General features: G+C 65.2%; 16 protein-coding genes and 2 pseudogenes. 12 read left to right on the top strand and 6 right to left on the bottom strand.

Annotated features, from left to right (window positions below; all coding sequences use genetic code 11):
* Positions 1 to 22 precede the first annotated feature (22 nt).
* The 3 genes from AB0P17_RS24330 to AB0P17_RS24320 form a co-directional block, all read right to left on the bottom strand.
* Positions 23 to 1,261 (bottom strand): IS110 family transposase, encoded by a 1,239-nt coding sequence (locus AB0P17_RS24330; protein ID WP_365814008.1) that lies wholly within the window; start codon positions 1,259 to 1,261, stop codon positions 23 to 25.
* A gap of 626 nt (positions 1,262 to 1,887) precedes the next feature.
* Entirely contained in the window at positions 1,888 to 2,670 is a 783-nt protein-coding gene (locus tag AB0P17_RS24325) for an SAM-dependent methyltransferase (RefSeq protein ID WP_365814007.1), read from the bottom strand.
* A complete protein-coding gene (locus AB0P17_RS24320) occupies positions 2,667 to 3,509 on the bottom strand; it encodes a helix-turn-helix transcriptional regulator (RefSeq protein WP_365814006.1) in 843 nt (280 codons plus the stop codon). Before AB0P17_RS24320 ends, AB0P17_RS24325 begins: the two co-directional genes overlap by 4 nt.
* Positions 3,510 to 3,793: 284 nt before the next feature.
* Here AB0P17_RS24320 and AB0P17_RS24315 point away from each other — a divergent pair, with 284 nt between their 5' ends.
* The 4 genes from AB0P17_RS24315 (at position 3,794) to AB0P17_RS24300 (ending at position 8,242) form a co-directional block, all read left to right on the top strand.
* Positions 3,794 to 3,982 carry a hypothetical protein gene (locus AB0P17_RS24315; protein ID WP_365814005.1) on the top strand — a complete coding sequence of 63 codons (189 nt, stop codon included), beginning with the start codon at positions 3,794 to 3,796 and terminating at the stop codon, positions 3,980 to 3,982.
* A gap of 34 nt (positions 3,983 to 4,016) precedes the next feature.
* Entirely contained in the window at positions 4,017 to 4,523 is a 507-nt protein-coding gene (locus tag AB0P17_RS24310; RefSeq protein WP_365814004.1) for an NUDIX domain-containing protein, read from the top strand.
* A 1,029-nt stretch (positions 4,524 to 5,552) separates the two neighbouring features.
* Positions 5,553 to 6,803 (top strand): MAB_1171c family putative transporter, encoded by a 1,251-nt coding sequence (locus AB0P17_RS24305; RefSeq protein ID WP_365814003.1) that lies wholly within the window; start codon positions 5,553 to 5,555, stop codon positions 6,801 to 6,803.
* 263 nt (positions 6,804 to 7,066) lie between these two features.
* Positions 7,067 to 8,242, top strand: coding sequence for a hypothetical protein (locus AB0P17_RS24300; protein WP_365814001.1), 1,176 nt, complete (start codon positions 7,067 to 7,069; stop codon positions 8,240 to 8,242).
* A gap of 437 nt (positions 8,243 to 8,679) precedes the next feature.
* On the opposite strand, the gene AB0P17_RS24295 is transcribed toward AB0P17_RS24300, so the two are convergent.
* Positions 8,680 to 9,420: a helix-turn-helix transcriptional regulator gene (locus tag AB0P17_RS24295; RefSeq protein ID WP_365813999.1), complete on the bottom strand. Its 741-nt coding sequence runs from the start codon at positions 9,418 to 9,420 to the stop codon at positions 8,680 to 8,682.
* 529 nt (positions 9,421 to 9,949) lie between these two features.
* On the opposite strand from AB0P17_RS24295, the gene AB0P17_RS24290 reads away from it, so the two are divergent.
* Together AB0P17_RS24290 and AB0P17_RS24285 are read left to right on the top strand one after the other, a co-directional pair.
* The gene (locus AB0P17_RS24290) at positions 9,950 to 10,396 is read left to right on the top strand and encodes a hypothetical protein (RefSeq protein ID WP_365813998.1); all 447 of its coding nucleotides are present in this window, start codon (positions 9,950 to 9,952) and stop codon (positions 10,394 to 10,396) included.
* A gap of 599 nt (positions 10,397 to 10,995) precedes the next feature.
* Positions 10,996 to 12,909 carry a helix-turn-helix domain-containing protein gene (locus AB0P17_RS24285; protein WP_365813997.1) on the top strand — a complete coding sequence of 638 codons (1,914 nt, stop codon included), beginning with the start codon at positions 10,996 to 10,998 and terminating at the stop codon, positions 12,907 to 12,909.
* A gap of 53 nt (positions 12,910 to 12,962) precedes the next feature.
* Here AB0P17_RS24285 and AB0P17_RS24280 read toward each other — a convergent pair.
* Both AB0P17_RS24280 and AB0P17_RS24275 read right to left on the bottom strand, forming a co-directional pair.
* Positions 12,963 to 14,640: pseudogene (locus AB0P17_RS24280) on the bottom strand (Tn3 family transposase); the annotation flags it as partial.
* Between the two features lie 696 nt (positions 14,641 to 15,336).
* Positions 15,337 to 16,142 (bottom strand): IS5 family transposase gene (locus AB0P17_RS24275; RefSeq protein ID WP_365814087.1). Its coding sequence is split into 2 segments (ribosomal slippage): positions 15,337 to 15,797 and positions 15,797 to 16,142, totalling 807 coding nucleotides; the frame shifts between segments, so codons are not numbered across the junction.
* A 730-nt stretch (positions 16,143 to 16,872) separates the two neighbouring features.
* Between AB0P17_RS24275 and AB0P17_RS24270 the strand changes: the two genes are divergently transcribed.
* From AB0P17_RS24270 to AB0P17_RS24245, 6 genes and pseudogenes are all read left to right on the top strand, one after another.
* Entirely contained in the window at positions 16,873 to 17,208 is a 336-nt protein-coding gene (locus AB0P17_RS24270) for an SH3 domain-containing protein (RefSeq protein ID WP_365813996.1), read from the top strand.
* A gap of 421 nt (positions 17,209 to 17,629) precedes the next feature.
* Positions 17,630 to 18,859, top strand: a complete 1,230-nt coding sequence (locus tag AB0P17_RS24265) for a glutathione synthetase (RefSeq protein WP_365813995.1) — start codon at positions 17,630 to 17,632, stop codon at positions 18,857 to 18,859.
* A gap of 162 nt (positions 18,860 to 19,021) precedes the next feature.
* Positions 19,022 to 20,479: an aminotransferase class I/II-fold pyridoxal phosphate-dependent enzyme gene (locus tag AB0P17_RS24260; protein ID WP_365813994.1), complete on the top strand. Its 1,458-nt coding sequence runs from the start codon at positions 19,022 to 19,024 to the stop codon at positions 20,477 to 20,479.
* A gap of 205 nt (positions 20,480 to 20,684) precedes the next feature.
* Complete coding sequence (locus AB0P17_RS24255; RefSeq protein ID WP_365813993.1) at positions 20,685 to 21,248, top strand: hypothetical protein; 564 nt, start codon at positions 20,685 to 20,687, stop codon at positions 21,246 to 21,248.
* A gap of 3 nt (positions 21,249 to 21,251) precedes the next feature.
* Entirely contained in the window at positions 21,252 to 21,776 is a 525-nt protein-coding gene (locus AB0P17_RS24250; RefSeq protein WP_365813992.1) for an OmpA family protein, read from the top strand.
* A 468-nt stretch (positions 21,777 to 22,244) separates the two neighbouring features.
* Positions 22,245 to 22,733: pseudogene (locus tag AB0P17_RS24245) on the top strand (DUF4240 domain-containing protein); the annotation flags it as partial.
* Between the last annotated feature and the right edge of the window lie 98 nt (positions 22,734 to 22,831).

Raw genomic sequence — 22,831 nt, 5'->3', positions numbered from 1 at the left:
GACATCCGAGCTTGCTAAGAAGTCAAGCCGCGAGCGTCACAGGCGGCGTGGACGTGGCCGGAGTCGCCTTGCTGGGATCGAACTTCGGCCCGGTCTGCAGGCAGTGGTGGAGGCATCCCAGGAAGCGGTTGAAGACGTTGCGCATGGCGGCGGTGTGCCGGTCCCCGAGGTCGCGGCGTCGGTCGTATTCGGCCTTGACCTGTGGAGAGGGCAGTGCGCCGAAGATCCAAACGTAGCCTGCGGCGGCCAGGCGCTGGTTCTTCACCCGGCGGTGGCGCACGAGGTGGCTCTTGCCGCTGGCGATGGTGACCGGCGCCGAGCCGGCATACGCCTTCAGGGCGCGGGCGTCGGCGAAGCGGGTGCGGTCGTCGCCGATCTCGGCCAGGACGCGTGCGCCGGTGAGCGGACCGATACCAGGGAAGCTGCCCAGGATTTCGGCGTCCGGATGGCAGGCGAACGCTTCGGCCGCGGCCTCGGCGAGGTCGTCGGCTGCCCGGCAGGCGGCATCCGACTGGGCGACCAGCGCGCGGGTTTGGCGTCCCATGACCTGCTCGACGAGCGGCAGCTGGTGCAGGTAGTCGCCGGTGAAAAGGGTGCGCAGCCGTTCCACCCAGACCTCGATGTTCCGCTGCCGTCCGGATCTGCGCAGGGCGGCCCGCAACTGGGCACGGGTCAAGCGGGCGGCGGTGTGCGGGTCGGGTGCCGCGGCGAGGACCGCGCGGGCCTCCCGGGAGTCCAGACCCACGCCGCGGACGGCGAAGGCCGCGAGGGCGGCCGGGTAGCACTGCTTGAGGTGCGAGCGTAGCTGGTTGTTGAGCTGGGCTCGGTTCCACACCGTGTCCTGCTGGGCGCGGGCCAGGACTGCGATCGCCCGGACCAGTTCGGAGTCGGCGGGCAGCGGCCGGTGCACGTCGGCATCGGTCCGCAGGATGATGGCCAGCGTCATCGCGTCGGCATGGTCGGACTTCGCGCGGGCACTGCGGTGCCGCTCGCGGTAGCGGGCCACCGCCATCGGGTTGATCGAGTACACCTTGCGGCCGGTGGTGCGCAGGCAGGCGAACACCAGGCCGCGAGCGGTCTCCACCGCGACCGGTATCGGGGCCGCAGCGCAGTCACCGGCTTCCGCGAGCAGGGCAAGCAGCTGGCGGAAGCCGTCCGCGTCGTCCTTGATGCGCTGCTTGGCGACCAGCTTTCCCGTCTCGTCGACCAGCGCCACGTCGTGTTGGTCTTCCGCCCAGTCGATCCCGCACGTGATCGTCAACTTCAAGCTCCCTGCTCTTCGTGCTCGTCCTGGTGTTTGAGTCTGCGCAGGGCGCGCTGCGACCTAATGGGAGGGCTCGATGGCCCGACATCCGATGAGCAGTTCGCAGCCCCAGCTCCCCGCACGGTCCACGGTCTCTGGAAGGAGCTCGGCGGCTCGCGTGATCAGGGAGAGGTGGCCGTACGAACGACGCTGGTCACGATCATGACGTCATCGTGGAGATATGCGACGTACTCCGGCAGATGCACGGTGACAGGGCCCTCTGCCTGTGGAGAGGAGTCCAGCTCCAGGTCTTGAGTAGGGGTCACCCGTCACCGTGCACTGCTATTAGGTCTTGAGCATTGCTCATCCGGAACCGAGCGCAAGTGTGGAGACAAGGTGCCTGGTCAGTCCGCTGCAGTTCGAGGGACCTGCCGCAGGCCGAGCCCCAGTCATGGCACCTGCGGATTTCCCCGCCTGGAACCGGATGAAGTCACAGGCCGGTCACAGTGGCTCGATCTCAATGCGTACATGACCCGACACCACCACCCGGTCCCGACACCAGAGCCAGCACCGAGAAAGGCAACCAGAGCGGCTGTCCCGTCACGGCAACGTGCCGGGACATGGCCCCCCGCTCCTACCCGTAGTCAGTCCTTGCGCGCGACGTATCCCCACTGGTCCACGTCCGGGCCTACCGTTCCTTCGGGGAACCAGCGGTTGATCGGGCCGAGGCCGGGCGGAAGGATGGTGAGCCCGGCGGCCATCGCTGTCATTTCCTCGGCACTGGATGCCACATATGGGATCGTGCCTGATTCTGAATAGCGTCGGCCCGCCTCTTCCGTCTCGGGTGAGGAGAGGGTGGTGCACAGGGCCAGATAGCTGCCAGGTGCGAGACGTGTCATGTAGGTCTGCACCAGATCTGCCGCTGCGGCAGCGTCCGGGATGTGGCCTATCGTGGACATCAGCATCAGGGCTATGGGTGCCTCCATGTTAAGAGTCCGCGCAGCATGCCTCAGCACCTCGTCCGCGTTGGTCAGGTCGGCGTCAACGTAGTCTGTGGTGCCCTCGGGAGTACTGGTCAGCAGTGCACGGGCGTGCAGTAAAACGATGGGGTCGTGGTCGACGTACACGATCCGTGATTCGGGGGCGATGCGTTGCGCGACCTCGTGTGTGTTGTCGGCGGACGGCAGGCCGGTGCCGATGTCGAGGAACTGGCGTACGCCGGCGGTTGCCAGGTGCCGGACGGCGCGGCCGAGGAATGCGCGGGAGGCTCGTGCGATATCGCCCATCGCGGGGTACTCCCGCAGCATCAGTTCTGCGAGTTCCTGGTCGGCGGGGAAGTGGTCTTTGCCGCCAATCAGATAATTCCAGAAGCGAGCGCTGTGAGGGATGTCGGGCTGGAGGTCCAGATCCTGAAGATTGTCGGTCATTGGGAAGAACCTTCCGAGAGTGGTAGACGGGTAGTTGGAGGCAGCGCGAGCGCTGCGGTTGCATCCATGGCCGCTTGATAGGTACGGACGGCGCCTAGATCATCGCTGACAGTCGCGGCTTCCGCGTGCAGCCCACGAACGACGAGCCGGTCGGCGAGCTGGGGGTGGGGATAGCGCAGGATGTCGACGGGCCCGCTCAGCAGGAGGGGATGCGGACCGACGAGCGTTGGGATCACCTGCACTGTGACCACGTCACGGCGCACGGTATGCCCGTCCAGGGCCGCAAGCTGCTCGTGCATTACTGCGGGCTCTGCCCCGACCGGTCGAGTGAGTACTGCTTCCTCCATCAGCACCCACAGCCGCACTGGTTCATTCCGGCCGAGCGCGTGCTCCTGGCGGGCACGCAGCAGGTCCAAGCGCTCGCCGATCTCATTCTCGGAGGCGCGTGGGTAGCGCAGTTGTAACAGCGCCCGTGCATATCCGCGTGTCTGGAGGAGCTCCGGAACGACGCCGGGAGCATACGAACGAATCAAGCTGGCAGCCGACTCAAGATCGATCACTCCCGCAAGGTGATCGGGCAGCAGGGCGCGGTAGGGATGCCACCATCCGTCCGCCAATGCCTCGCCGAGTGCGTCCAGCACGGCGTCCACTTCGTCTGCTCGGGTCCCGTACAGGCGCAGCAGGTGAGTGACCGTTGCCCGTCGGGGTGCGGTCTGTGCCTGTTCCAGGCGGCCGACGGTCGCGCTGTGGACCCCCAGGGACTGAGCCACAGACTCGATGGTCAGCCCTGCGGCCTTCCTGCGCGCTCGGAGGTCGGCTGCGAAAAGTCGTAGCGCCACCGTTGGGCCGGATCGAGGCCGAGACACGAAACTCCCTCCGAATGAACCTTGAACCCCATGATCACTACATACTACGCCGAAGTGTCTGGAAACACTTTGCAGGGTTGCAGAGTGCCGCCATACAAGTGATAGTGGACTGGGGGAAACGGTCGAGCAACGCTCTGTAGCGACCGACGCATCCCCTCGATCACAGGAGCTCTCATGCACATTTGCGTGCTGGTGGGCCTGCCGCGTCTCGCCTGCCCTCTCCACCTTGTCGTGACGCCCCACTGGAGCCGTGCTTGATGGCCGTCAAGCTGACCACGCCACATTGCCGCACCGGGGTCCTGCAACACGACGACGCATCTCGCCCCAATTCCGGCATGGTCGGTACCAACGACAGCGCGCCCCCTGGAGCCCTTGATCCGCCCGAGCAGATCTCCGTCGAGAACGAGCTCCTGATGAGCAAGTTCCGCTATGCAAAATGGAGTTGACGTTGAGTCGAGCGCATGCTGGAAGGTCGGCGAAATGACGGAGTTCATTGAGCGGGTAAACGAGCAGGACCGCGTCATCGGAGTGGTCGAGAGAGGCCAGGCGGTACGCGAGGGGTGGCTTTACCGGATGGCGATGGTTCTGTGCCGGGACCCCCAGGGGCGATATCTCGTTCACCGTCGGCCCGACAGCAGCTCACGGTTCCCTGGCCAGTACAGCTGGCTCGTCGCCGGAGCCGTGAGCGTCGGGGAGACCTACACAGCCGCCGCGAGCAGGGAGCTGCACGAGGAATTGGGGGTGCGGGCCACCGTCCACCCCTTGTTCAAATTTCGGTGCGAAGGTGAACTTGGTCCATATTTCTTCGCAGTCAACCAGGTTAAGGTCGATCCGAACAGTATTGCACCGTCATCCTCGGAAGTCGCTTGGCACGGATGGCTGAGCAAGCGCGCCCTGGAGGACTCCATCTGGACCTGGCCATATGTCCAGGACAGTCGCGATGCCTACACGCGATACTTGCAACACCAAAAGGAACAAGCTGATTGAACCCACGCCGCATAGACCTGAGCGGGGAGTCGGCATGACATGGGCGCCGGTCGGCCGGCAAGGCGGGCCACTCAAAAAACACCCGCCTTGCCGTCACATTCACGCCAACTTACTGAAATCCCCACCCCGGGAACCTCTTCATCCGGTTGCCACTCAGGCGTTATTGTGAACTGAAAATAGCCGACAGCAGAGAGTGACCGACGGCGCGTTACCGTATTGATCCCACCTCATTCCGCCGGTCTGCACGAGGTCGAGAGAGAAAACGATGGAGGCTGGCCCAGAATGTGCAGTCTTTCCATTAGTGAAACCTCGGCGATGCCATGCAGCATCGGAAACTCTGCGATCTGGGCCGAACTCCACAGGTCCCCGACCCCAAGAGACCTCCGTTACCCACCAACTCGATCGGCTCGAAAGGGCACCCCAGGCCCATGCCTAAATCCGCGCACAGCGACACACCTAACGGTCCCGGTTGCTCTCATTCAGAAGGGGGCCATCAGGGCACATTTCGCCCATCATGGCGCGAGCAATGGCAGACATTCCTAGCAACACGACGCACAGCAAAAGTCATTCGCCGCGACCTGGGGATCTCCGGCGTGCTCACGATGGAGGGTCTGATCGGGGTCATCGCAACCGCGCGAGGCCGGCCGATCACCGTTACAGAGGCACCACTTCCGTCCCAGGTATCTGCCTTCTGCGCTACGGGCCGAGACCGTGACTACATCGTGACGGACGCTGTCGCCAGCGAACTCACCCGATGGCACGCGGTGCTACACGAACTGTTCCACCTGTGGGCAGACCACCCCGTCCAGGACGGTCCGCCACCCCCAATGTCTGAGGACATGATTCGACAGCTCCTGCCGAACTTGACCCCGTCATCTGCCGTCAGGGTATTGCGGCGTTCCCACTACAACACCAAGCACGAACGTGGCGCGGAGGCGTTTGCCACCCTCATGCTCCAAAGGCATCTGAGCCTCGGCGACGACACCGGCACAGGCCAGGTCACCTCAGCCCTGGCGCACAGGAGATCCGGTGTCTGAGGGCACGTCGAACATCGTGTACCTGATCATCGCAGCCGTCGAGGCTGTGATCGCCATATGGAAGTTCACGGCGCTGCGGCGCGACTACACCCCGGCCCTGGTCCTGGTCGCCTCGTCGAACGTGACCGCCTTCGGCGCTTTCGCCCTGGCGGCCCCTGTGACCTACAGAGCGATTGGAGACGCCACAGGCCGCGCCAGTTTCGCCACGCTACCGGTCTATCTCTGCATCCTGGCGACGTTCGCGCACTTTCACCTGATCACGCTGTTGTGGAACCCCGCGCTGCGCGACAAGCGAGTGTCCTTGAACCGCCGCATCACGGGCTGGATCGGCATGTACGGGGCGGCCTCGTTGCTTATGATCGTGACGTTCCTCGGAGCACCCCTGACCGGGCCGGCCGAGCCCCTGACGTTCAACACGGACAGGGCCTCCGAGCCGATGGTGCTGGTATTCCTGACAGCGTTTCTGATCGCATTGTCAACCGGCACTCTCTCGACCTTCCAGCAGTGCCGCCGCACCAGAAGCAAGGACCCGAAGGTGCGTCGGGCCCTGAAAACGCTGGGTGTCAGCATGCTCTTCGTTTTCGGGTACGTCCTGTGCAGCGCCCCGGCCATTGCTCTGGCGGCCGCCGGTAACCGCGACCTGGAAACTGTTGGCATCCTCGGATCCACCTTCGGCTCCATCGGCGCCTTGCTTTCCACCTACGGCCTGTCCGATGCTGCCTTCAACGCCTGGATCGCCGAGCGCCGCGATCTGCGAACGCTCCAGCCGCTGTGGGAGTTGACCGTTGCGGGTGTTGACGAAGGCCTCGCCTTCACTGCGCACCGGCCTCACCTCATGTCCATCAACGCGAGCTTCCACCTCCACCGTCAAATCATCGAGATCCTCGACGGGCTACGCGCCCTACGCCCCTGGGTGACCTCCGAGCCCGCCGAGGCAGTCAAAGCACTTCACGCAAGCAGCACACGCCCTGTAAAGGAGGCGGAACTGCAAGCCATCACAACCGCGGCTTGCCTGAAAGACGCAGCAGAACGTCTGACCGAGAGCAGGCAGAGCGCGCTCGCCGCCCCTGTGCCTCCCCTGGCCGACGCCATACCACTCCCCGGTGAGGACACTCGAGCAGCCGACGAACGTCGCCGTCTCCTGCAGGTGGCCCGTGCACTCAAACACCCGATCGTCAACACGGCAGTACAGACCGCCCGGCACATGCGGTCCAAATCGCACAAACTCGCCCAAGAGGGTTGACCGTACCCTGCTCGTCGGAGCTAGTGCCGGTCCCAGTAGTCTCTGGTCCGACAAATCCGGGGCGTGGCCAGACACTGCCCCAATGGGGGGAATACGTGCGTCGAGCTGTCGTTCTCGGGGGAAGCTGGGCGGGACTGCTCGCCGCTCGCGCGCTGAGCGACCATGCAGACGAAGTGATTGTGCTCGAACCGGCGCCGCCGAACCCAGACGGCATAGGCAACCCGGGTGCCCCTCACCGGCGGCAGCTCCACGCACTGCTATCCATGGGGCACGTGCAGCTCGAAGGCTTGTTCCCCGGCATCACGGGCGATCTCCGCCAAGCTGGCGCGCAGTTGGGCACAGGCACAGAAGTGAAGTACTACATAGACGGCCGCCTCAAGCCGCCGGTAGACCTCCCCATGGTCAGTGCAACACGACCGCTCCTCGAGAACGTAGTACGCAGCCGAGTGCTTGAACTCCCCAATGTCATGGTTACGCAAGGCCGGGCACAGGCCCTGCACCTCGACGAGCGCAGCGTGCGCAGCGTCCGTTACGCGGCACAGAGGCAGGAAGCTCCCCAGAGCACCAACCCGAGCGACCTGACCGACATAGACGCCGACTTCGTCGTCGACTGCATGGGACGCTCCAGCCGCCTGGGAACCTGGCTGCTGGACGCAGGCTGGAGCAGCCCACCGCTCGACCGTATGCGTATCGACCTCGGCTACGCCACCGCCCGGTTCCACAGAGGCAGCGAACTGCCAGGCACTGTGATCGTTCATTCAACGCCAGGGCCGGCCAGCGACTATCTGTTCTCCCGCTGTGAACCAGGAGCCATGTCCGCGGTTGAAGAGAACTCTTGGGCGGTCGCGCTCGCTGGCTACGGGAATCAGCGACCAGGTACATGCCCTGAAGAATTTGTGAAGCGAATGAAGCGGTGTGTCGCACCGCTGCACGAAGTCGCCGAAAGATGCGAAATGGCGGGTTCTGTCGAAACTTTTCATTTCCGAGAAGGCTTACGCCGGAAGTTTACCCGCCTGAACCGCTTCCCTGGCGGCCTGATAGCCCTGGGGGACTCTGCGGCCTCGGTCAATCCCATCTATGGGCAAGGGCTCACCCTCGCCGTTCTGCAGGCGTCTTGTCTGGGGGCGTACCTGCGTTCGGGGCTCGATCCGCACGCCCCAGCCCGGACGTATTTCGACCACTCCGCTGTCTTCGTTGAAGCTGCCTGGGGCCTGTCCACCGCCGCCGACCTTGCCCAGCCGCACGTAGATGGGCACCGTTCCTGGAGATACCGGCTGACCCGCATACTCAACGACAAGATCATTGCGGCGTCGATTACGGACCCGGAGGTCAACCGAGCTTTCATGCGGGTGCTGAACATGCGTGACCACCCACGATCGCTGCTGAGCCCCGGGGTACTCCTCCGTAGCGCACGATCCTGGGCCGGGTCCACTGGTTGACCAGTTCAGCGTAGGGGCATTCTCACTTCCGCTCATTGGCGAGATGGTCTCTACTGAATCGCGTCCGATCAGGCCTCGGCGCCACCTCGACAACCCCGCTCACCGGGCCGAGCCAGCGTCAAGTCAGCAAGCTGATGCCAGCACCCCGCCCGGAGATCGCGGACGCAGTCCGCAGCGTCTGGCCTCGCAGCGGGCGGTGCGGACCGCCCTCACGTCCACCTCGCCCTGCGCAGACGCCCCAACCGAGACGGCCCACTGTGCCCTTCTGAACGGTACGGTCCCCCGTTTGTACGCTCCCCTCGCGGAGCGGTCCAGGAGAGCCGGTACTTCACACTCAATGAGCCGTCATCGACATCCAGCATATCGTTCTCACACGCGGTGGACGGCAACGACGCCTGGGTATGTTCTCTTCATGAATGGGCCGGATACACCTGCGTTCAATCAGATATTCGACCCGCTCCTTCATTTCCCTGGTCTTCTGATTGTGCGCGGCTCAGCATTCCTCTGATCTTGTTGAGCACAGTCTTGCGTTTCTGGGAAGACAGGGAGCCCATCGTGCGTCTGAGCTCTTCCATGTCGGAGTCTCTCACCGGACTCGACATCGCTATTGTCAGCGCTTCCCGAAGCTCGACAGCAAGAATATTATTCGGATTCTCGGGCGAGCCGCTGCGACGCATCGCCAAATGGCTGATCCCCTTCCCCTTCAAAAGGGCAAGGTAATTCAGATCCTCGTGCACGGGGCGCAGCTCACGACAAAGCGCTTCACTGTCGCTGGCGCTGAAAAATCCCGGCGGAACTTTGAAGTACTTTTCCAACTTCTGGACCTGGACGTGGCCGGGGCTACGCTGACCGTTCAGCAGATAGCCAACCTGCCCGTGTGACATCCCAGCCCCTTGCGCGATCTCGCCGTACGAGAGGCGTTTCCCGTCCTTTCGTCGACGTGTCTCACGAAGAAAGGTGAAGCGATCAAGGAAGGGGTCCGAGGTTTCACTGTTCGGGACATCCCCGTCTATGAGGTCGCGGATCCGGTCCAGGGGGAGCCCTGCGCGACGGGAGAGGCTTTCCAGATCGACGATGGCGTCCCAGCTCAGCTGCAATGCCGTGAGCAGCTCATCGATGGAACGAACCACCGCCCCAAGGTCGTCGTCGCCCGCCACGGCAGCGTCAAGGGCGTCCATGCAGCAGTTCTCCTGTTCGGGCCAGGTGGCGAACGAGACGTCGGGGTTGAGCCCAACGCACGGGGTCGCATTCCCTGTTCGTGCCCAACGTCATTTGCCCATGCGCAGGCACGCACACCCCCGTTCTGCCCAACTGGGGACACGTTACTCCACGGGTGAGCGTCCTACTCGGTTCGGCAAGCCAAGCGACTGTGAGGGCCTCCGAGCAGCGGCGCGCCCTGCGGCCACGTGCCAGACGGCGCTAGACCGACCAGCAGATCTCCACAATTGTTGACACGGGCGGCCGACTACAGAAAGATCTCTACGTAGCGGCTATCGACCCCTGGCCTGGATGGGGCCCTCCTGAGTAGCCGCTTTACGTCACATCCCAACCACCGTAAGTGACGGTGGTTCTGAGTCCGGTCAACAGGTTCCTAGGCCATGGGTGACCGGACCCAGCGGTACCCCTCAAATGGAGATGTGGATGATCTTGGCATCCTTTCGACCCCGCGCGCAGCCCGAACCCTGGTTTCGGCGTTCGGTGGTTGCTATGACGGTCACGCTGGGCGCTGGTCCACTGCTCGCGCCTGAAGCGTCGGCGGCCGGCCGATGGAGGCCCGGATACCCGACCCGACCATCAGGGGACCTCGGAGCTTCTCACCTCGGCTCCTACACGCTGACCATCGGCACCAGACGTGGATTCTGCACGGATCCGACGCTGTACTCATACCTCGCACCGGAGAGCATCTATGCGCTGCCCGAAGGCAAACGCGTGCTGGAGCGCCTCACCTTCCCAAACGTGGCCACCACCGGAAAGAACACAGCCATGGCCTCGATGGCCGAGGCCTTCCGGTACTTCTACCCTCACAAGATCAATCTTCACCTGACCGAGGGCCCGGTCCAACCCAGCGCCAAAACGCCCCTCATCGTCGACGCGACCTCAGTCGGAGCAGGACAGGTGGCACCCGCTCCTCGGAACACCCTGGCGCGAGCGTAGCCCCTGCCAAGAACGGCAATATCACTCTGCCCGCTAAGGCCGACTCGCTCCCAATTACTGTCCTGCCGGCGCAGGCCCCGACGAGGGCAAGGCCCAGCGTGCCGTCATCACCGGCAGGCTCCCCACTGCCGAGGTGAAAGTGGCCCGCCCAGCCGACTCGGTTTCCGGCCCACAGCAATCAGAAATCCTGCCGTTCCTGTTGCCCTAGCACCTGATAAACCGGTGTGGATCTTTGCGTTCTATCGCATAGACGCGCCACGGAATGCACTCCAATACCTTTACCTCCGCGAGCCGCCCGCGCAGGAATCCGTCAGAATTATTAGCGCACACGACTGTTTGAACTACCGGAATAATCCACCAGTTGCGCCTGATGCTGTCGCAGATCATCAGGCGCCAGGGCGGGGGACGAGTCTGGACCATGACCGTCTCTGTGTACACCACAGAGCTTGGGGTGCGCGTTCCGACTCGATGCATAATCCTCGCCGACTCACTACCGGAATCGACACTTCGAGGTCGCGGGTGAGCAGGCACCTCCGCTAGTTACGGCACAGAGCTCCATTTCACGATCTCGGCTTCCGGAACACACCAAGGAGCGCTCGATGCTCAGCCTCGGCTCACTCCCCACACAACACTCCGAACTTGAACTGAAGTTCGTCACCCAAGGTCCCGCAGTCACGCAGCAACTCAAGCTCACGGAACTCATTACTCTGGCGGCAGGAACACTGTTGGAGAAAGGCGGTCCTTCCCGCCTCTCCGCGGGCGCTCTCATCCTGGTCACCGGAACCGTACCGGGCCGTCTCCACGGGCACATGACCACTGCGATCGAATCGCTCCTCCGGCAGATGAGCCGACAAGGGGGGGCAGGGCTGGTGGTCAGCACTGCCACCCGTTCACCTCAGTCAGTACCTCAGTCGATCCTGGAACTGGCAAACCGCCTCAACGTTCCGTTCCTGCTCACAACTGCCCCCGCCGAGCGGTGGAAAGGGCTACACGAGAGCATCCAGAAGCATCGTCTGCTGTTCGCGGAACGCCGCGCGGCCGAGCTCGGGTCGCTTGTGCAGCAGCTGCCTGCACAGCTGGCCGATCCACGTACGATGCAGCGCATCGCTGACTGGCTCGCCCGAGCGCTCGACGCCCAAGTCCTCGTCAGCGAGCCTGAACGAGTTCTTGCCGCCTCGCCGGCTACAGCGGCTGAAGAGCTTGCGCAAGCCATCATCCGCCAGACTGTCGATGGCAGCGCACCCGAACCATTCGCGGGGCCGCATACCCAGCTCATCTCGCTTGCCCCCGCTTCGGCCACCGACACTGTCCTCGCAGTGGCCCGCCAAACTCCGTTCGACGAGGCCGACCTACGTCTGCTGCGCTACGGGGCGAAGCTACTTGGGCTTGTTGACCAGGCCTACCGCGAGTACCACGCCGCATCGGATGCCTCCCACGCCGCGCGCAGCGCGGCGTTCGAACTGCTGATGGACGCGGAGATAGACAAGGCCCGTCGCGTTATGCGCAAACTCGCCCCGGGACTCCTCGACCCCGACACCGCACGTGTCTTTGCATTGGAGACGAACCGGGCATCCCGGGATACGGCCGTCCTCCGTTGCCATACCGCTCTCGGGCAGCGTGCCCTAGTAGTGCCCGACCCGAAGGAGCACGGGCGGCTCCTCATCGTGCAGTCCGTGCGTTCAGCTGAGGAAGCCGACGACATGGTTTCCGCCGAGCTCACCCGTCTGGTAGGCGTGCTCGGCGCCGGCTCGTCCCTGGGGGGCAGCGGTGTCTACTCCATGTCCCTGCTCGCCGATGCGCTCCAAGAGGCGATCACCGCCCAGCGCTTCGCAACCCTCCAGGCAGGCTCCGTTGCCCTGTCGGTGCATGAAGCCGACCTCATCAGCCTTCTGCCTCAGGAGGAAGCCCAGCAGTGGGCCCGCCACCTGCTGCGCCCCCTGATGCAAGACGAATCGTGGGAGCCCCTGCGCGAAACCCTACCCAGCGCCCTCGCCTACCAATACACAGTTGCTGCCCGTCGACTGGGCCTACACCGCAACACCATCATGCGACGTGTTGCCCGGGCCGCGGAACTCCTTCGCATGAACTTCGCCGCCGTCAACGACCGTGTCGCCGTGGCCCTTGCTCTGGAACTGGTCACTCAGCGGGAGGCACCCGTGCCGACACCCGCGGCCGGTACGGAGCTGCCCTCGCTAAGAATGCTGCTGAGCGCTCCCCAAGTACACGCCTGGGCGCAGAGTCTACTCAAGCCCGTTCAAACCGACCGGCGGGATCTCCTGGCCACAGCACGGACATGGCTCAGCCTTGACGCGCACGTTGAACCGACAGCCCGCATGCTCGGTCTGGCCGAGGGGACGGTCCGGTCCCACCTGCGGGCGCTGGAAACCTATATGCAGCGCGACTTTACGTCGCTGGGCGGTATCCGTGACCTGCATTTCGCGCTGCATATCGTCGCCAGCAGTCCCGGCAACAGCGCAGTACCGCAGAGCCGGAAACCAGCTGAGGCCACCTGAATCACCAGTTGGCTCTTCTCGACATTCGGACGTTCTGAGAGCCTTCCTTCAAAGGAAGCCGTGGCGATCGTGTCGGCGCGCAGGTAGTACTGGTCGACGTGCACCAGCCGGGCCCGGGTCAGGGCCTCCTCGTCGGCGTCGATCACCGGGGTGTAGCCGATGTTGCACGCCGCGACCAGCAGCGCCACCAGCGAAGCCTTCAGGTTCTCCATCCGGGTCCAGCCGTCCCCGCGGCGCACGAAGGCATCCAGGAACCCGGTCCAGGAGTCGACCTCGAACAACAGTTCCGGAAGGACGATCTTCGGGAGCATCGTCGCGCTGGTCCGCCGCAGCCAGCGCAGCGACTTCGGCTCGCCGAGCGCGCCGAGCCGGTCGACGTTGAGCTTCAGCCGACCGCCCGGCTGCACCTCGAAGGAAAGCTTCGCGTCCTGCCCGGCCTCCTCCAACCGCTCGGCCATCAGCTGCCTGGCCGCGTCCAGCGCCCGCACCCGGCCGGCCAAGTGCTCGTGCACCGGCTCCTCAAGGCTCAGCCCGTGCAGGACGTCCGCCGGGACCGCCTCCCACTGCGGGCCCTCCAGCAGGCGCGCCCGCGGGTCGGCCCAGCAGTTGGACGGGGTCGCGAACACGTCCCGGCGCCCGAGAGCCTTGTGCAGCTGCTCCAGTACGCACACCGCGTAGGCGTCGCGGTCCACCGCACCGGGTTGGAGAAGACCGCCTTCTTCCACGCTGGCGGAACCAACTTCTGGTCGATCTCCCGGGGCAGCAGCGGCTTGGCCTTCACCTTGCGCCGTGAAGCGCCGGGAGGCGCTTCACGGCTTCCAGCACCCGCTTGCCGCCGGAGGCCGCCCCGAGCGCGTTCGACTCGCCGAGCAGAGACAGGAACGGGCGCACCGTGCTGTAGCGGCTGGCCAGCTGGCGACGCAGCTCCACCTCGGACTCGTCGTCGCCCGGCGGCAGCAGTTCGTCCAGCAGCCGCACCGCGGCCTCGACCTCGGCGCGCGGCCCGACCTCGGTCTCCAGCGCCAGGAAGAGCGCCGCCGCGTCCAGGTCGGCGCCGGCCTCGCAGGCCAGGCCCAGCTGCTCGGACCACAGCCGCCACGCCGCCTGCACCGTGCGCGACGCCTTCGCCAGCCGCGGACGGGAGGCCAGCCACTCCTTGTCCGTGGCCCGCTTCGCCACGTTCAGCAGCTTCACCTGCATCAGCAGCGCGAACACGTCCAGCGCGTCGTCGATCGCCGACGCCTCCGTGTGCCGCACCACCGAGGTCAGCAGCGCGGTGCGGCGCGGCTCCTTGGCTCGTTCCAGGATCGGCACCTTCGAGCCCAGTCCGACCCGGGCCAGCGTCCCCAGCCGGTTCGGCGGCACCTTGTCGAGCTTCACCCGGCCCAGGTGGAAGGCGGAGATCTCGTCCACCCGCTCCAGCGCCTTGGCCATGCTGGTGCCGGTGGTGCGCGTCGGCGGCCGGCGTAGCCGCTCCAGTTCCGAGATCCGACGCGCCTCCGGCACCTGCAGCAGCGCCACCAGGTCGTCGGGCAGCGAGCGGTCCGCCCGGCGGGCGGCGTTAGCCACCGCGGCGTACAGCCGCCGCTCCGCGACCGTCCAGACCTCCGCGACCTGCCGCACCAGCGCCGACACCCCGGGCAGCAGCACCCGGTTGCGCCGCAGCCACCCCACCGCCTGATTGAACAGCGCCACCGGCCCCTCGGCGTGCGTCCAGGCCTGCCCGTGCAGGAGTGCGCGGGTCCGGCTTGTTGCAGCCGAGGACGGCGGAGATTGCATACGCTCCGAAGAACCGGCTGATCCCGAGTCCGGCGTGAAGGCCGGCCAAACCGGGCCAGGTATCCGACACCACAGCCATCCGCACCCCACGCCGGCTCAACTCCTCCCGGGTCTCCTCGCCGTCTGGGTACGTCTCCAGAAACACGGCCGGAGGAACTTCACTGCGCAAGTCAGCGAGGAGTTGCGAGGTCGGGTCCACACCGAGGTGGTGGAGCATCACCCGGTGGTAATCGTCGTAGTCGGGCGTCGATGACCAGGACGCGAAGAAGTGGTCGCCCGCGCTGATAGCCGCCGCGAACTGTTCCGGTGTGATCGACCGCGCGTGGGCGAGGACGGTCTACTCGAAGTCCGCTCGCGGGTTCCAACTGCCACCGATCGGCTGCATCAGCACGCCGCCTGAGTCGAACAGGACAGCACGGAGATTGTCGGGAGAGGCTGATTGAGTCATCACACGCCCAGTCTGGTGAGTAGATACCCCGCTGGTCGCCCCCTCCGGGCCGGACACCGGCAACTGCATCCCCAGGTCAGACCGACATCACAATTTCATGTTCAGCAGTAAAGCGTATGACGGATCCGTGTGAACGTCCGGATACGGAATCTGGTCGGCGGCTGACGCGACCTCCGGGGACGTTGCATTAAGAGGTTGTCTCACGTGGCAAGTTTCGCGAGCTTTTTGTAGCAGGTCAGGGCGGCGGCCAGGCCGAGGAAGGCGAGGAAGTGCGAGCCCTTTCGTTCGTATCGGACGGAGAGGCGGCGGTAGCCGAAGAGCCAGGCGATCGACCGTTCGATCTTCCAGCGGTGCCGACCGAGGCGTTCGCCGGACTCGATGCCGGGCCGCGCGATGCGCGCGACGAGCCCGCGCTCGCGCAGCCAGGCCAGGTGTTCGGCGGAGAAGTACGCCTTGTCCGCGCGGAGTTTGACGGGTCGGCGCCGCCGTGGTCCCCGGCGGGACCGGACGGCGGGTATGCCGCGGATGAGCGGCTTGAGGGCGAGGCTGTCGTGCATGTTCGCGCCGGACACGGCGACGGCGAGCGGGATGCCCTGGGCATCGGACAGCACGTGCAGCTTGCTGCCCTTCTTGCCGCGATCGACCGGGTTCGGCCCGGTCAGCGATCCCCTCTTTTGGCGCGAACGGAGGCCGCGTCGACGATCGCCGAGGTCCAGTCCACCTCGCCCCGGGCCCCGAGTTCGTCCAGCACCGCCCGGTGCAGCCGACGCCACAGGCCGGCCTCGGTCCATACCGTGAAGCGGCGATGCGCGGTGGCGGGCGACGTGCCGAACGTCGGCGGCAGATGCCGCCAGGCACAGCCGCTGGTCAGCACGTACACCACTGCCGTGAACACGGCCCGCTCCTCACACGGAGCGGTCCCACCACCTTGCGGACGAGCAGCGAACGACGGCAGCAACGGGGCGGCCAGCTCCCAGAGTTCATCAGGAACCAGACGCTTCGACAGATCAGCACCCACGACAGACATCATGCCGCACGAACATCAAGCCACGTGAGACACCCTCTAAGGACCTCCGTCGCAGCAAAAGCGAGGCTCCGTCGGCACGGTAGGTCGATAACATCCGGCTTCCGTCTCTCTCCGGCTTGGCAGACCGTTTTGGGGCAGCGTAATCGTTACGAGAAAGCCAGCCGGTGCTCAGCTCTGCGGGGAACGCGATAGAGGTGGGTGCACAATGCAACCTTCACTCGGGACACTCCGTAAGCAAGGATCCGTGGCGAGGCTGCCTCGCCGGACCGCCGTTCCGGAGTCCGTCGCTGCGGCTCCCCGGGCGAACCCGTGGGTGAGGCCGCGAGGTGCCGCCGCAACTAATATCCGCACTGCTTATGCGGACCGGAGATGTGCACTCCCGGCAGCCCATAGATGCCGAAGGTGCGCTTCCGTGTCGGGGTGGAGTCAGATGGTGCACCGACGACAACTCCAGGTAGTCAATTTGTGCATGTGCGTAATGGCGCTGCGCGGCACAAATGCCTAGCTTTTCCGGTGTCACCCCGGCCGAGACCCCGACCAGAAGCTGCCGACGCGATGGCTGAATCAGCGAAGGGAAGAATTCCTGCAGCAAACGCGTCGGGTGCAGCAGTGGCTACCTGTTGCACGCACCAGATATTCCGGTTCCAGCGCGCACTCTCGCAAATGCATTCACGCTTGCCCCCCCTTACTCATCTGAAGGAGCCTTTCGTTGAATACCCTCACTCGCGCGACCGCCGCTCTCTCGCTGACGCTCGCCATGACCGGTGCGGCCGCGGTCACCGCCACCTCGGCGCAGGCGATCGACAATCGCTGCTACATCACGGCCTCGGCCGCAAACGTCCGCTCCACGCCAAGCGTCAACTCCACCGCGGTCGGCGTCGCCTACCGAGGATGGTCGTGCAAGGCGCTCGACTACAGCTACCCGGGTGGTGTCCAGTGGAACAAGATCCGTGTCACCAAGACCGGCGTCGTTGGATGGGTCCGTCACGACCTGGTCCACTCACCGGGCCAGGGGACTCCGATCTGCCTGCCCGGCACCTGCTAGTCCTCTCTGATCTCCTGGCCAGCGGCTCTCCTCCCGTTGGTTAGCACCAGGCGCAGTCAGGCCCCTCGCCCCTCCCCCCTGGGGCGACGCCCCGTGCTCCCCCGGCGCGGGCGCGGGCCGACTGCTCAGCGGGGGCGTCGCTCGCCCACGGCGACGCCCCCGCCTCACCCGTCCGGCGCCTGAACTGTTTGGAATGGACAGCCGCACCGGACCGCCATGTCACCGCCTCACCCCATTCCACTGTGCTGGACCGGGTCGGATTCGCCGTCGTCACCGGCCCCGAACCTGATGTCTGCCATGAGCGACTCCAACTGGTCGACGAGCGCAGCAGCAGCTTCATTCAGCCCGACACTTCCTCAGCGCCTGTACCTCCTGAAGCCGCTCCGCACACCACCCAAACACGCCCCGGGAGTCCCGCATTATGGCCCTCGCCGCCCCCGCCCCTCAGGCAACTCCGTCTGCGTACCAAAGCGGCACTGCTGCCGTCGTCGCCCCTGGCAACGTCGGCGACCTGTACGTGCCCGCGCTGGCCCGGCACGGCTGGAGCTCCATAGCGGTCACCATGCCCGGTGCCCACCGACCGAGCGACACTGTCGGTTACCGCCGCGTCCTCACCCACCATGGCAGCCTGTGCCGGACCGCCGCTCACCTCTCACGCCTCGAAGTGCGGGCTGTCCTCGCCGGCTCAGCGGCAGGCATCGTTCTCGCCGACCGGCTGGCCTCCCACCTCCGTCTGCCCGGCAACGACCCCGACGATATCCGCCTCGACACCGGACTCACCAGCGCCACGCTCCTCAACTCGGGAATCACTGCCCCGCGCGGCATTCGCACCAGAAGGCTGCACAACGCCCTGAAATGGGCTGCCTTCACCCAGGTGAGCGAACTCATCCTCGAACACCCCGACCCCGCCCACTCAGCCCCCGGGTACTACTGCCGGACCCCAACCGACATCCGCTCCGCATGGCAGCACCTACAGCGCTCCGGCGACCAGCCATTCGTCCTGCGAGAACACCTCCCCGGAACGCCGTACCGGATCCATACCCTCACCGGCCCCGGCCCCGACGGATCCACAGACCACACCATCACCTCGATCTGGTCCGAGATCCGCACGCCCGGCCAACAAGTCTGTCGCGCCGATCTCCTGAGCCGCCAAGGGCTGCTCTCGCGAGCCTTGGCCCTCTACATGATGCGCGCCCTCACAGCCCTCGGCGTACGCTACGGCCCCGCCCGAGCCGCAGTCACCTTCATCCCCGACCGCGGACCGGCCCTGCTGTCCCTGCGTACCGACCCCCACGCCGACTTCGCCACCGAGGTGCTGCGCCGGGCCACCGGCCACGACCCCATCCGTGACACCGTCCTGCTCCTCACGACCGGACAACGGTACGAAGCCGCCCAACGGCGCAGCGCCCATGCCACGAAAGTAGCTCTGCTGCCACAGCACAATGGCGCCCTCGACCCCGCCCTTCTGCACACCATCGTCAGCTTGCCGACCGTGGCCGCCACCACTCCACTCCATCCCGAGGCCCCCGTGTGGGCAGGCCGAGCAGCGGGCTGGATTCTCCTCGTGGCCGACGACAGCGGCGCCGTCCAGGACGACTACCAGGTGATCCGCGCGGCCGAGCGCATCGGCCTCTACGGGGGCCTCGCATGACATCTCCCAGGGCCGACGGCACGCCAACACCGCGCACGTCACGGATTCTGTTCGCTCACCACGGCTTTGCCGAGCTGTTCACGCTCGTAGTCCTCAATCACCTGCCGCACTGGGGTCCGCCGTCACTCGGCCAATCCCTCACCCAGGGTGCCCGCCGAGGCCATGACCTGCGCGCCCTGCGTTGGTGCGGCCTCCACGACAACAACGACCAGGCTGTCCCCGTACTGCGCCCCAACGCCGGTCCCTCCCCCAGATGCCCGCGACAGCCGGCCCACGCTGATTTCGATAACCGGATCGGCACGTACATCACCGGCCCGATCCCCACGGCTGACCGCTGCCGAACTCCCTTTCCTCGCGCCGGCGATCCCCGTCCCCGGGACGGCTTACCGATCCGGTGGTGCTACAGCCGACGACCCTGGCCGCCTGCCCCTATCTGAACTGGAAACAGTCATGCCCAACCATCCGCCCGGAGTATCCCGGGAGACCCGCCAAGGCGGGGACCTTACCTCCGCCGCCCGCCGGATCAGCCTTGACCTCAGCGTATGCTCCAACCGTCTGGGTCCACCGGACAGTGCAGTGCGCGCCCTGGAGTCCTTCGCCGCCGAGCGCTACCGAGAGCTGGGCCCGCCGCCCTACGGAGCGGAGAAGGCGTACCTGGCCGCGTACGCCGCACACCTCGATGTCGACGAATCACAACTGCTCTGCGGACGAGGCGTCACCGAGTTCCTCATGATCTTCGGCCGACTCCTGCAGAGCGAGGACGTCGCTCTGGTCACCCCCGAGTACACAGAGACAATGCGGCAATTCAGCCACGCTGCCTTCTACCCACCCGCAATCGGCCGGCAGGACTGTATAGAGCACCGCAACGAGCGCCTCCTCCAGGCAATGCGGAACCACCGATACGTCGTCCTCAGCAACCCCAACAACCCGCAGGGGTTGTACACCAACACCGCCACACTGCTCGAAGCATGTCACCAGAACCCGAATTGCACCCTCGTGGTAGACGAGGAGTACATAGAGTTCCAGGGACCGGCTCTGAGTTTGGCTGGCGCGGATGCAGACAACCTCGTCGTCCTGCAGTCAACGGGCAAAACGTGGGGCGTCACCGCGACTCGAGCCGGAATTCTGTGGACTCGCGACACCACACTGCACCACGCTGTCCAACACCAGTTGCCCGCATGGCCACTGTCTCTGCTCGACATCACAGTTGCGACAGCCGCTCTCGTGGACAACGAATGGGCCCACCGCATCCTGCCGCGTGTCCGCCACGATGCCCAAGCTCTGGAAGAACTCCTGAGAGACCGCTTCGGCGAGGCAGTGATCCCCTCAAACATTCACTTCCGCTTCGTACATCTCGAGGACCCCGATGCCGTGGCTGAGCACCTGGAAGACTACGGAATCGCGGTTCGCGTCTTCGATGGAGCGGTCCGGGGCCGGATCTCCGGTATGCGCGTCATGACACCGGATACGGCCAAGGAGTTCGATCTTCTCAAGGATGCCCTCGCTACCATCCCACGACGTCTCCGCAGGGGAACCACATCCAACTTCCGGTATCCCGGTAAATCAGTACTCGAAACGATTCCGGCAGCGACGACCCCATTCCAAGCGCAAACGACGTGACCAGCCAGATCCGACCACCGGGCGCGAACTGTTCAGCTGCCCCCGGACCCCTTACCGGCCGTCCGCACCCGCGCCGACGACGGGAAGGGACCCAATGTCTGCGGCCTGGCCCGGACTTCCCCCATGTCCTGAGCCATCACGGGCAAGCCCGGCACCGGACCGTGCCCGAACACCACCTTGAGAGAGGTACCTGGTGAACAAAGCCATGCACACCCTTGTCGCTACGTTCATCGCTGGATCCGCGCTCGTCGCCGTCTCCGCCTGTTCCAACAGGGAGGACACCACCTCCCCGGCCGCCCAGGCCAGTTCCTCCGACACCACCTCGGCCACGGTCGGAACACCGGAGGCTCCCTCCGTGAGCAGCACCCGGCAGAGCACCGACCGCGAGGTTGTCGCCCACCTCAAGGGGGACGACGGAATCGATGGGAAGATCCACAGCGTCCGGCGCCAGGACGGCATAGTGATGGTGAAGTTCGAAGTCACCAATCACCGGAGCAAGGACTACCTCACCGTCGAATGGCGTGACGAAGGTCCCACCGTCTACACCCTGGCCGGCTCCTCGATCGTCGACCGGAAGAACAAAAAGCGCCATATGGCGTTGCTGGACACCAACGGCCGATGCCTGTGCAGTGAACACACCGGCTTCATCGAGAAGGGCAAGACGAAGCAACTGTACGCACAGTTCGATGCACCGCCCAACGACGTGAAGCAGGTCGACCTCGCGCTCGGCAATCTGAGCGTTGTCACCGTACCCATCCTGGAGGGCTGAGCAGTGCGCCTCCGTAACGCTGCGCTGGCGGCATTGCCGGCTTTCCTTCTGGCTGCCCCGTACGCACATGCGGACGAGCGGAAGAACACCGCGGACATCCCGTCCCGTCACTACGACATCGTCTCGCGGGTCGAGAGCCTGGATGGCGCGGAGCGGACCGTGGACCAGGACAAGCAGGTCACCTACGGACTGCAGTCGGAGGTCCTCTTCGCCAAGGACAGCGCCGAGCTATCAGCCCAGGCCCAGAGCCGGCTCGACGACATAGCCACGAAGATTTCCCGGTCCGGGACAACCCTGCCGGTCAAGATCAACGGCTACACCGACGACCTCGGAAGCGCAGGCCACGGTCTGTCCCTGTCTCGTGACCGCGCGCTGGCGGTCCTCAACGTCCTCGAAAAGGATCCGCGTCTAACGCGAATCCACTTTGCTGCCACCGGGTATGGCGAGAAGAATCCGATAGCGGATAATAAAAGCGAAAGCGGCCGGGTCAAGAATCGACGCGTAGAGATAGTCGTCGCCCGGGGCTGACCTCAGACACGCAACCGATCCGAGCTATTTTTGTAGGGTCTCAAAACTCGCTGCATAATCTCAGCGAGAATTGCACGGCGGCGGCATTTATGCCGCCGCCGTGAGACTCCCAGGTCGGGGCGCCACCTATTCGGGTGACGAGAACAGTGATCCATCCCGCCCGCGTTCGCTGCGCTGGCACCTTGACTGCACAGAAAGTTGATCTGTGGCTGGGGGTGTGCGGTGGGGGAATTCGCTGCGTCTGTGAGCGTCCGTCCCGAAGGGCGCGCGGTGGTGGAGGACCGGGGCTGGAGCGAGGTGCCCGTCTCGGCAAGCGGATCGTCAGGGCCGCAACGGGTTGGCTATCTGCACCATGACTCGGATGGGACTCGGAATGCAGGGTCGCCTTCGGCCTTCACCGTGATCATGGTGAAGGCCGTCCACCCCAACAGGAGCCGTTGTCAGACCCAACTGGCAGAGTGCCCAGCCATGGACACCTCTGAGTTCTGGACCATCATCGAGGCCGCCCGCTCGGCCGGCGGTCGAGACAGGCCTTTCGCCGAGGCCCTGGTTGATGAGCTGGCCGCCCGCACCAAGGACGGCATCTTCAGCTACCAGGAACGCTTCGACGAGGTGCATGACGCGGCTGTACCGATGGGACGTGTGGGCCGCCGCTTACCTCATCGGCGACGGCTGCTCGGACGACAGCTTCATGGACTTCCGCGCCGGCCTGATCGCGCTGGGCCGCGACTGGTGCGAGAAGGCAGCGGCTTGCCCGGACAGTCGCTCTTCTACGAGGAGGTCAACTACGCTGCCAGTGAGGCGTTTGAGTGCATCACCAGCGATGGCGAGGACTTCTACAAGGCATGGGACGAGTACAGAGCCTCACGGAACAATTCCGAACAAGACTCCGAAGACATGGGCGAAGACTTCGACTTCGATGACCCTGATGAGACGCGGCGTCAACTCCCGCAACTCACCCAGGTCGAGCGCGAGCTGGACGATCTCCAGCCAGACCTGGTTCTGGGCGGTGTCGTGGAGGGGCAGGTTCCGAAGCCCGGTCGAACGCGCGGCCC

The organism is Streptomyces sp. NPDC088124 (genome assembly GCF_040685895.1).
GTDB lineage: Bacteria > Actinomycetota > Actinomycetes > Streptomycetales > Streptomycetaceae > Streptomyces.
The sequence above is the reverse complement of the archived record's forward strand: the minus strand, read 5'-3'. Positions and strand labels throughout refer to the sequence as shown.

What these genes read in the sequence shown, in the direction of transcription:
- AB0P17_RS24325 (WP_365814007.1), bottom strand. Translation starts at nt 2,670, where the DNA reads ATGACCGACAATCTTCAGGATCTGGACCTCCAGCCCGACATCCCTCAC.
- AB0P17_RS24315 (WP_365814005.1), top strand. Translation starts at nt 3,794, where the DNA reads ATGGCCGTCAAGCTGACCACGCCACATTGCCGCACCGGGGTCCTGCAA.
- AB0P17_RS24310 (WP_365814004.1), top strand. Translation starts at nt 4,017, where the DNA reads ATGACGGAGTTCATTGAGCGGGTAAACGAGCAGGACCGCGTCATCGGA.
- AB0P17_RS24300 (WP_365814001.1), top strand. Translation starts at nt 7,067, where the DNA reads ATGGGGCACGTGCAGCTCGAAGGCTTGTTCCCCGGCATCACGGGCGAT.
- AB0P17_RS24295 (WP_365813999.1), bottom strand. Translation starts at nt 9,420, where the DNA reads ATGGACGCCCTTGACGCTGCCGTGGCGGGCGACGACGACCTTGGGGCG.
- AB0P17_RS24290 (WP_365813998.1), top strand. Translation starts at nt 9,950, where the DNA reads ATGACGGTCACGCTGGGCGCTGGTCCACTGCTCGCGCCTGAAGCGTCG.
- AB0P17_RS24285 (WP_365813997.1), top strand. Translation starts at nt 10,996, where the DNA reads ATGCTCAGCCTCGGCTCACTCCCCACACAACACTCCGAACTTGAACTG.
- AB0P17_RS24265 (WP_365813995.1), top strand. Translation starts at nt 17,630, where the DNA reads ATGGCCCTCGCCGCCCCCGCCCCTCAGGCAACTCCGTCTGCGTACCAA.
- AB0P17_RS24260 (WP_365813994.1), top strand. Translation starts at nt 19,022, where the DNA reads ATGACCTGCGCGCCCTGCGTTGGTGCGGCCTCCACGACAACAACGACC.
- AB0P17_RS24255 (WP_365813993.1), top strand. Translation starts at nt 20,685, where the DNA reads ATGCACACCCTTGTCGCTACGTTCATCGCTGGATCCGCGCTCGTCGCC.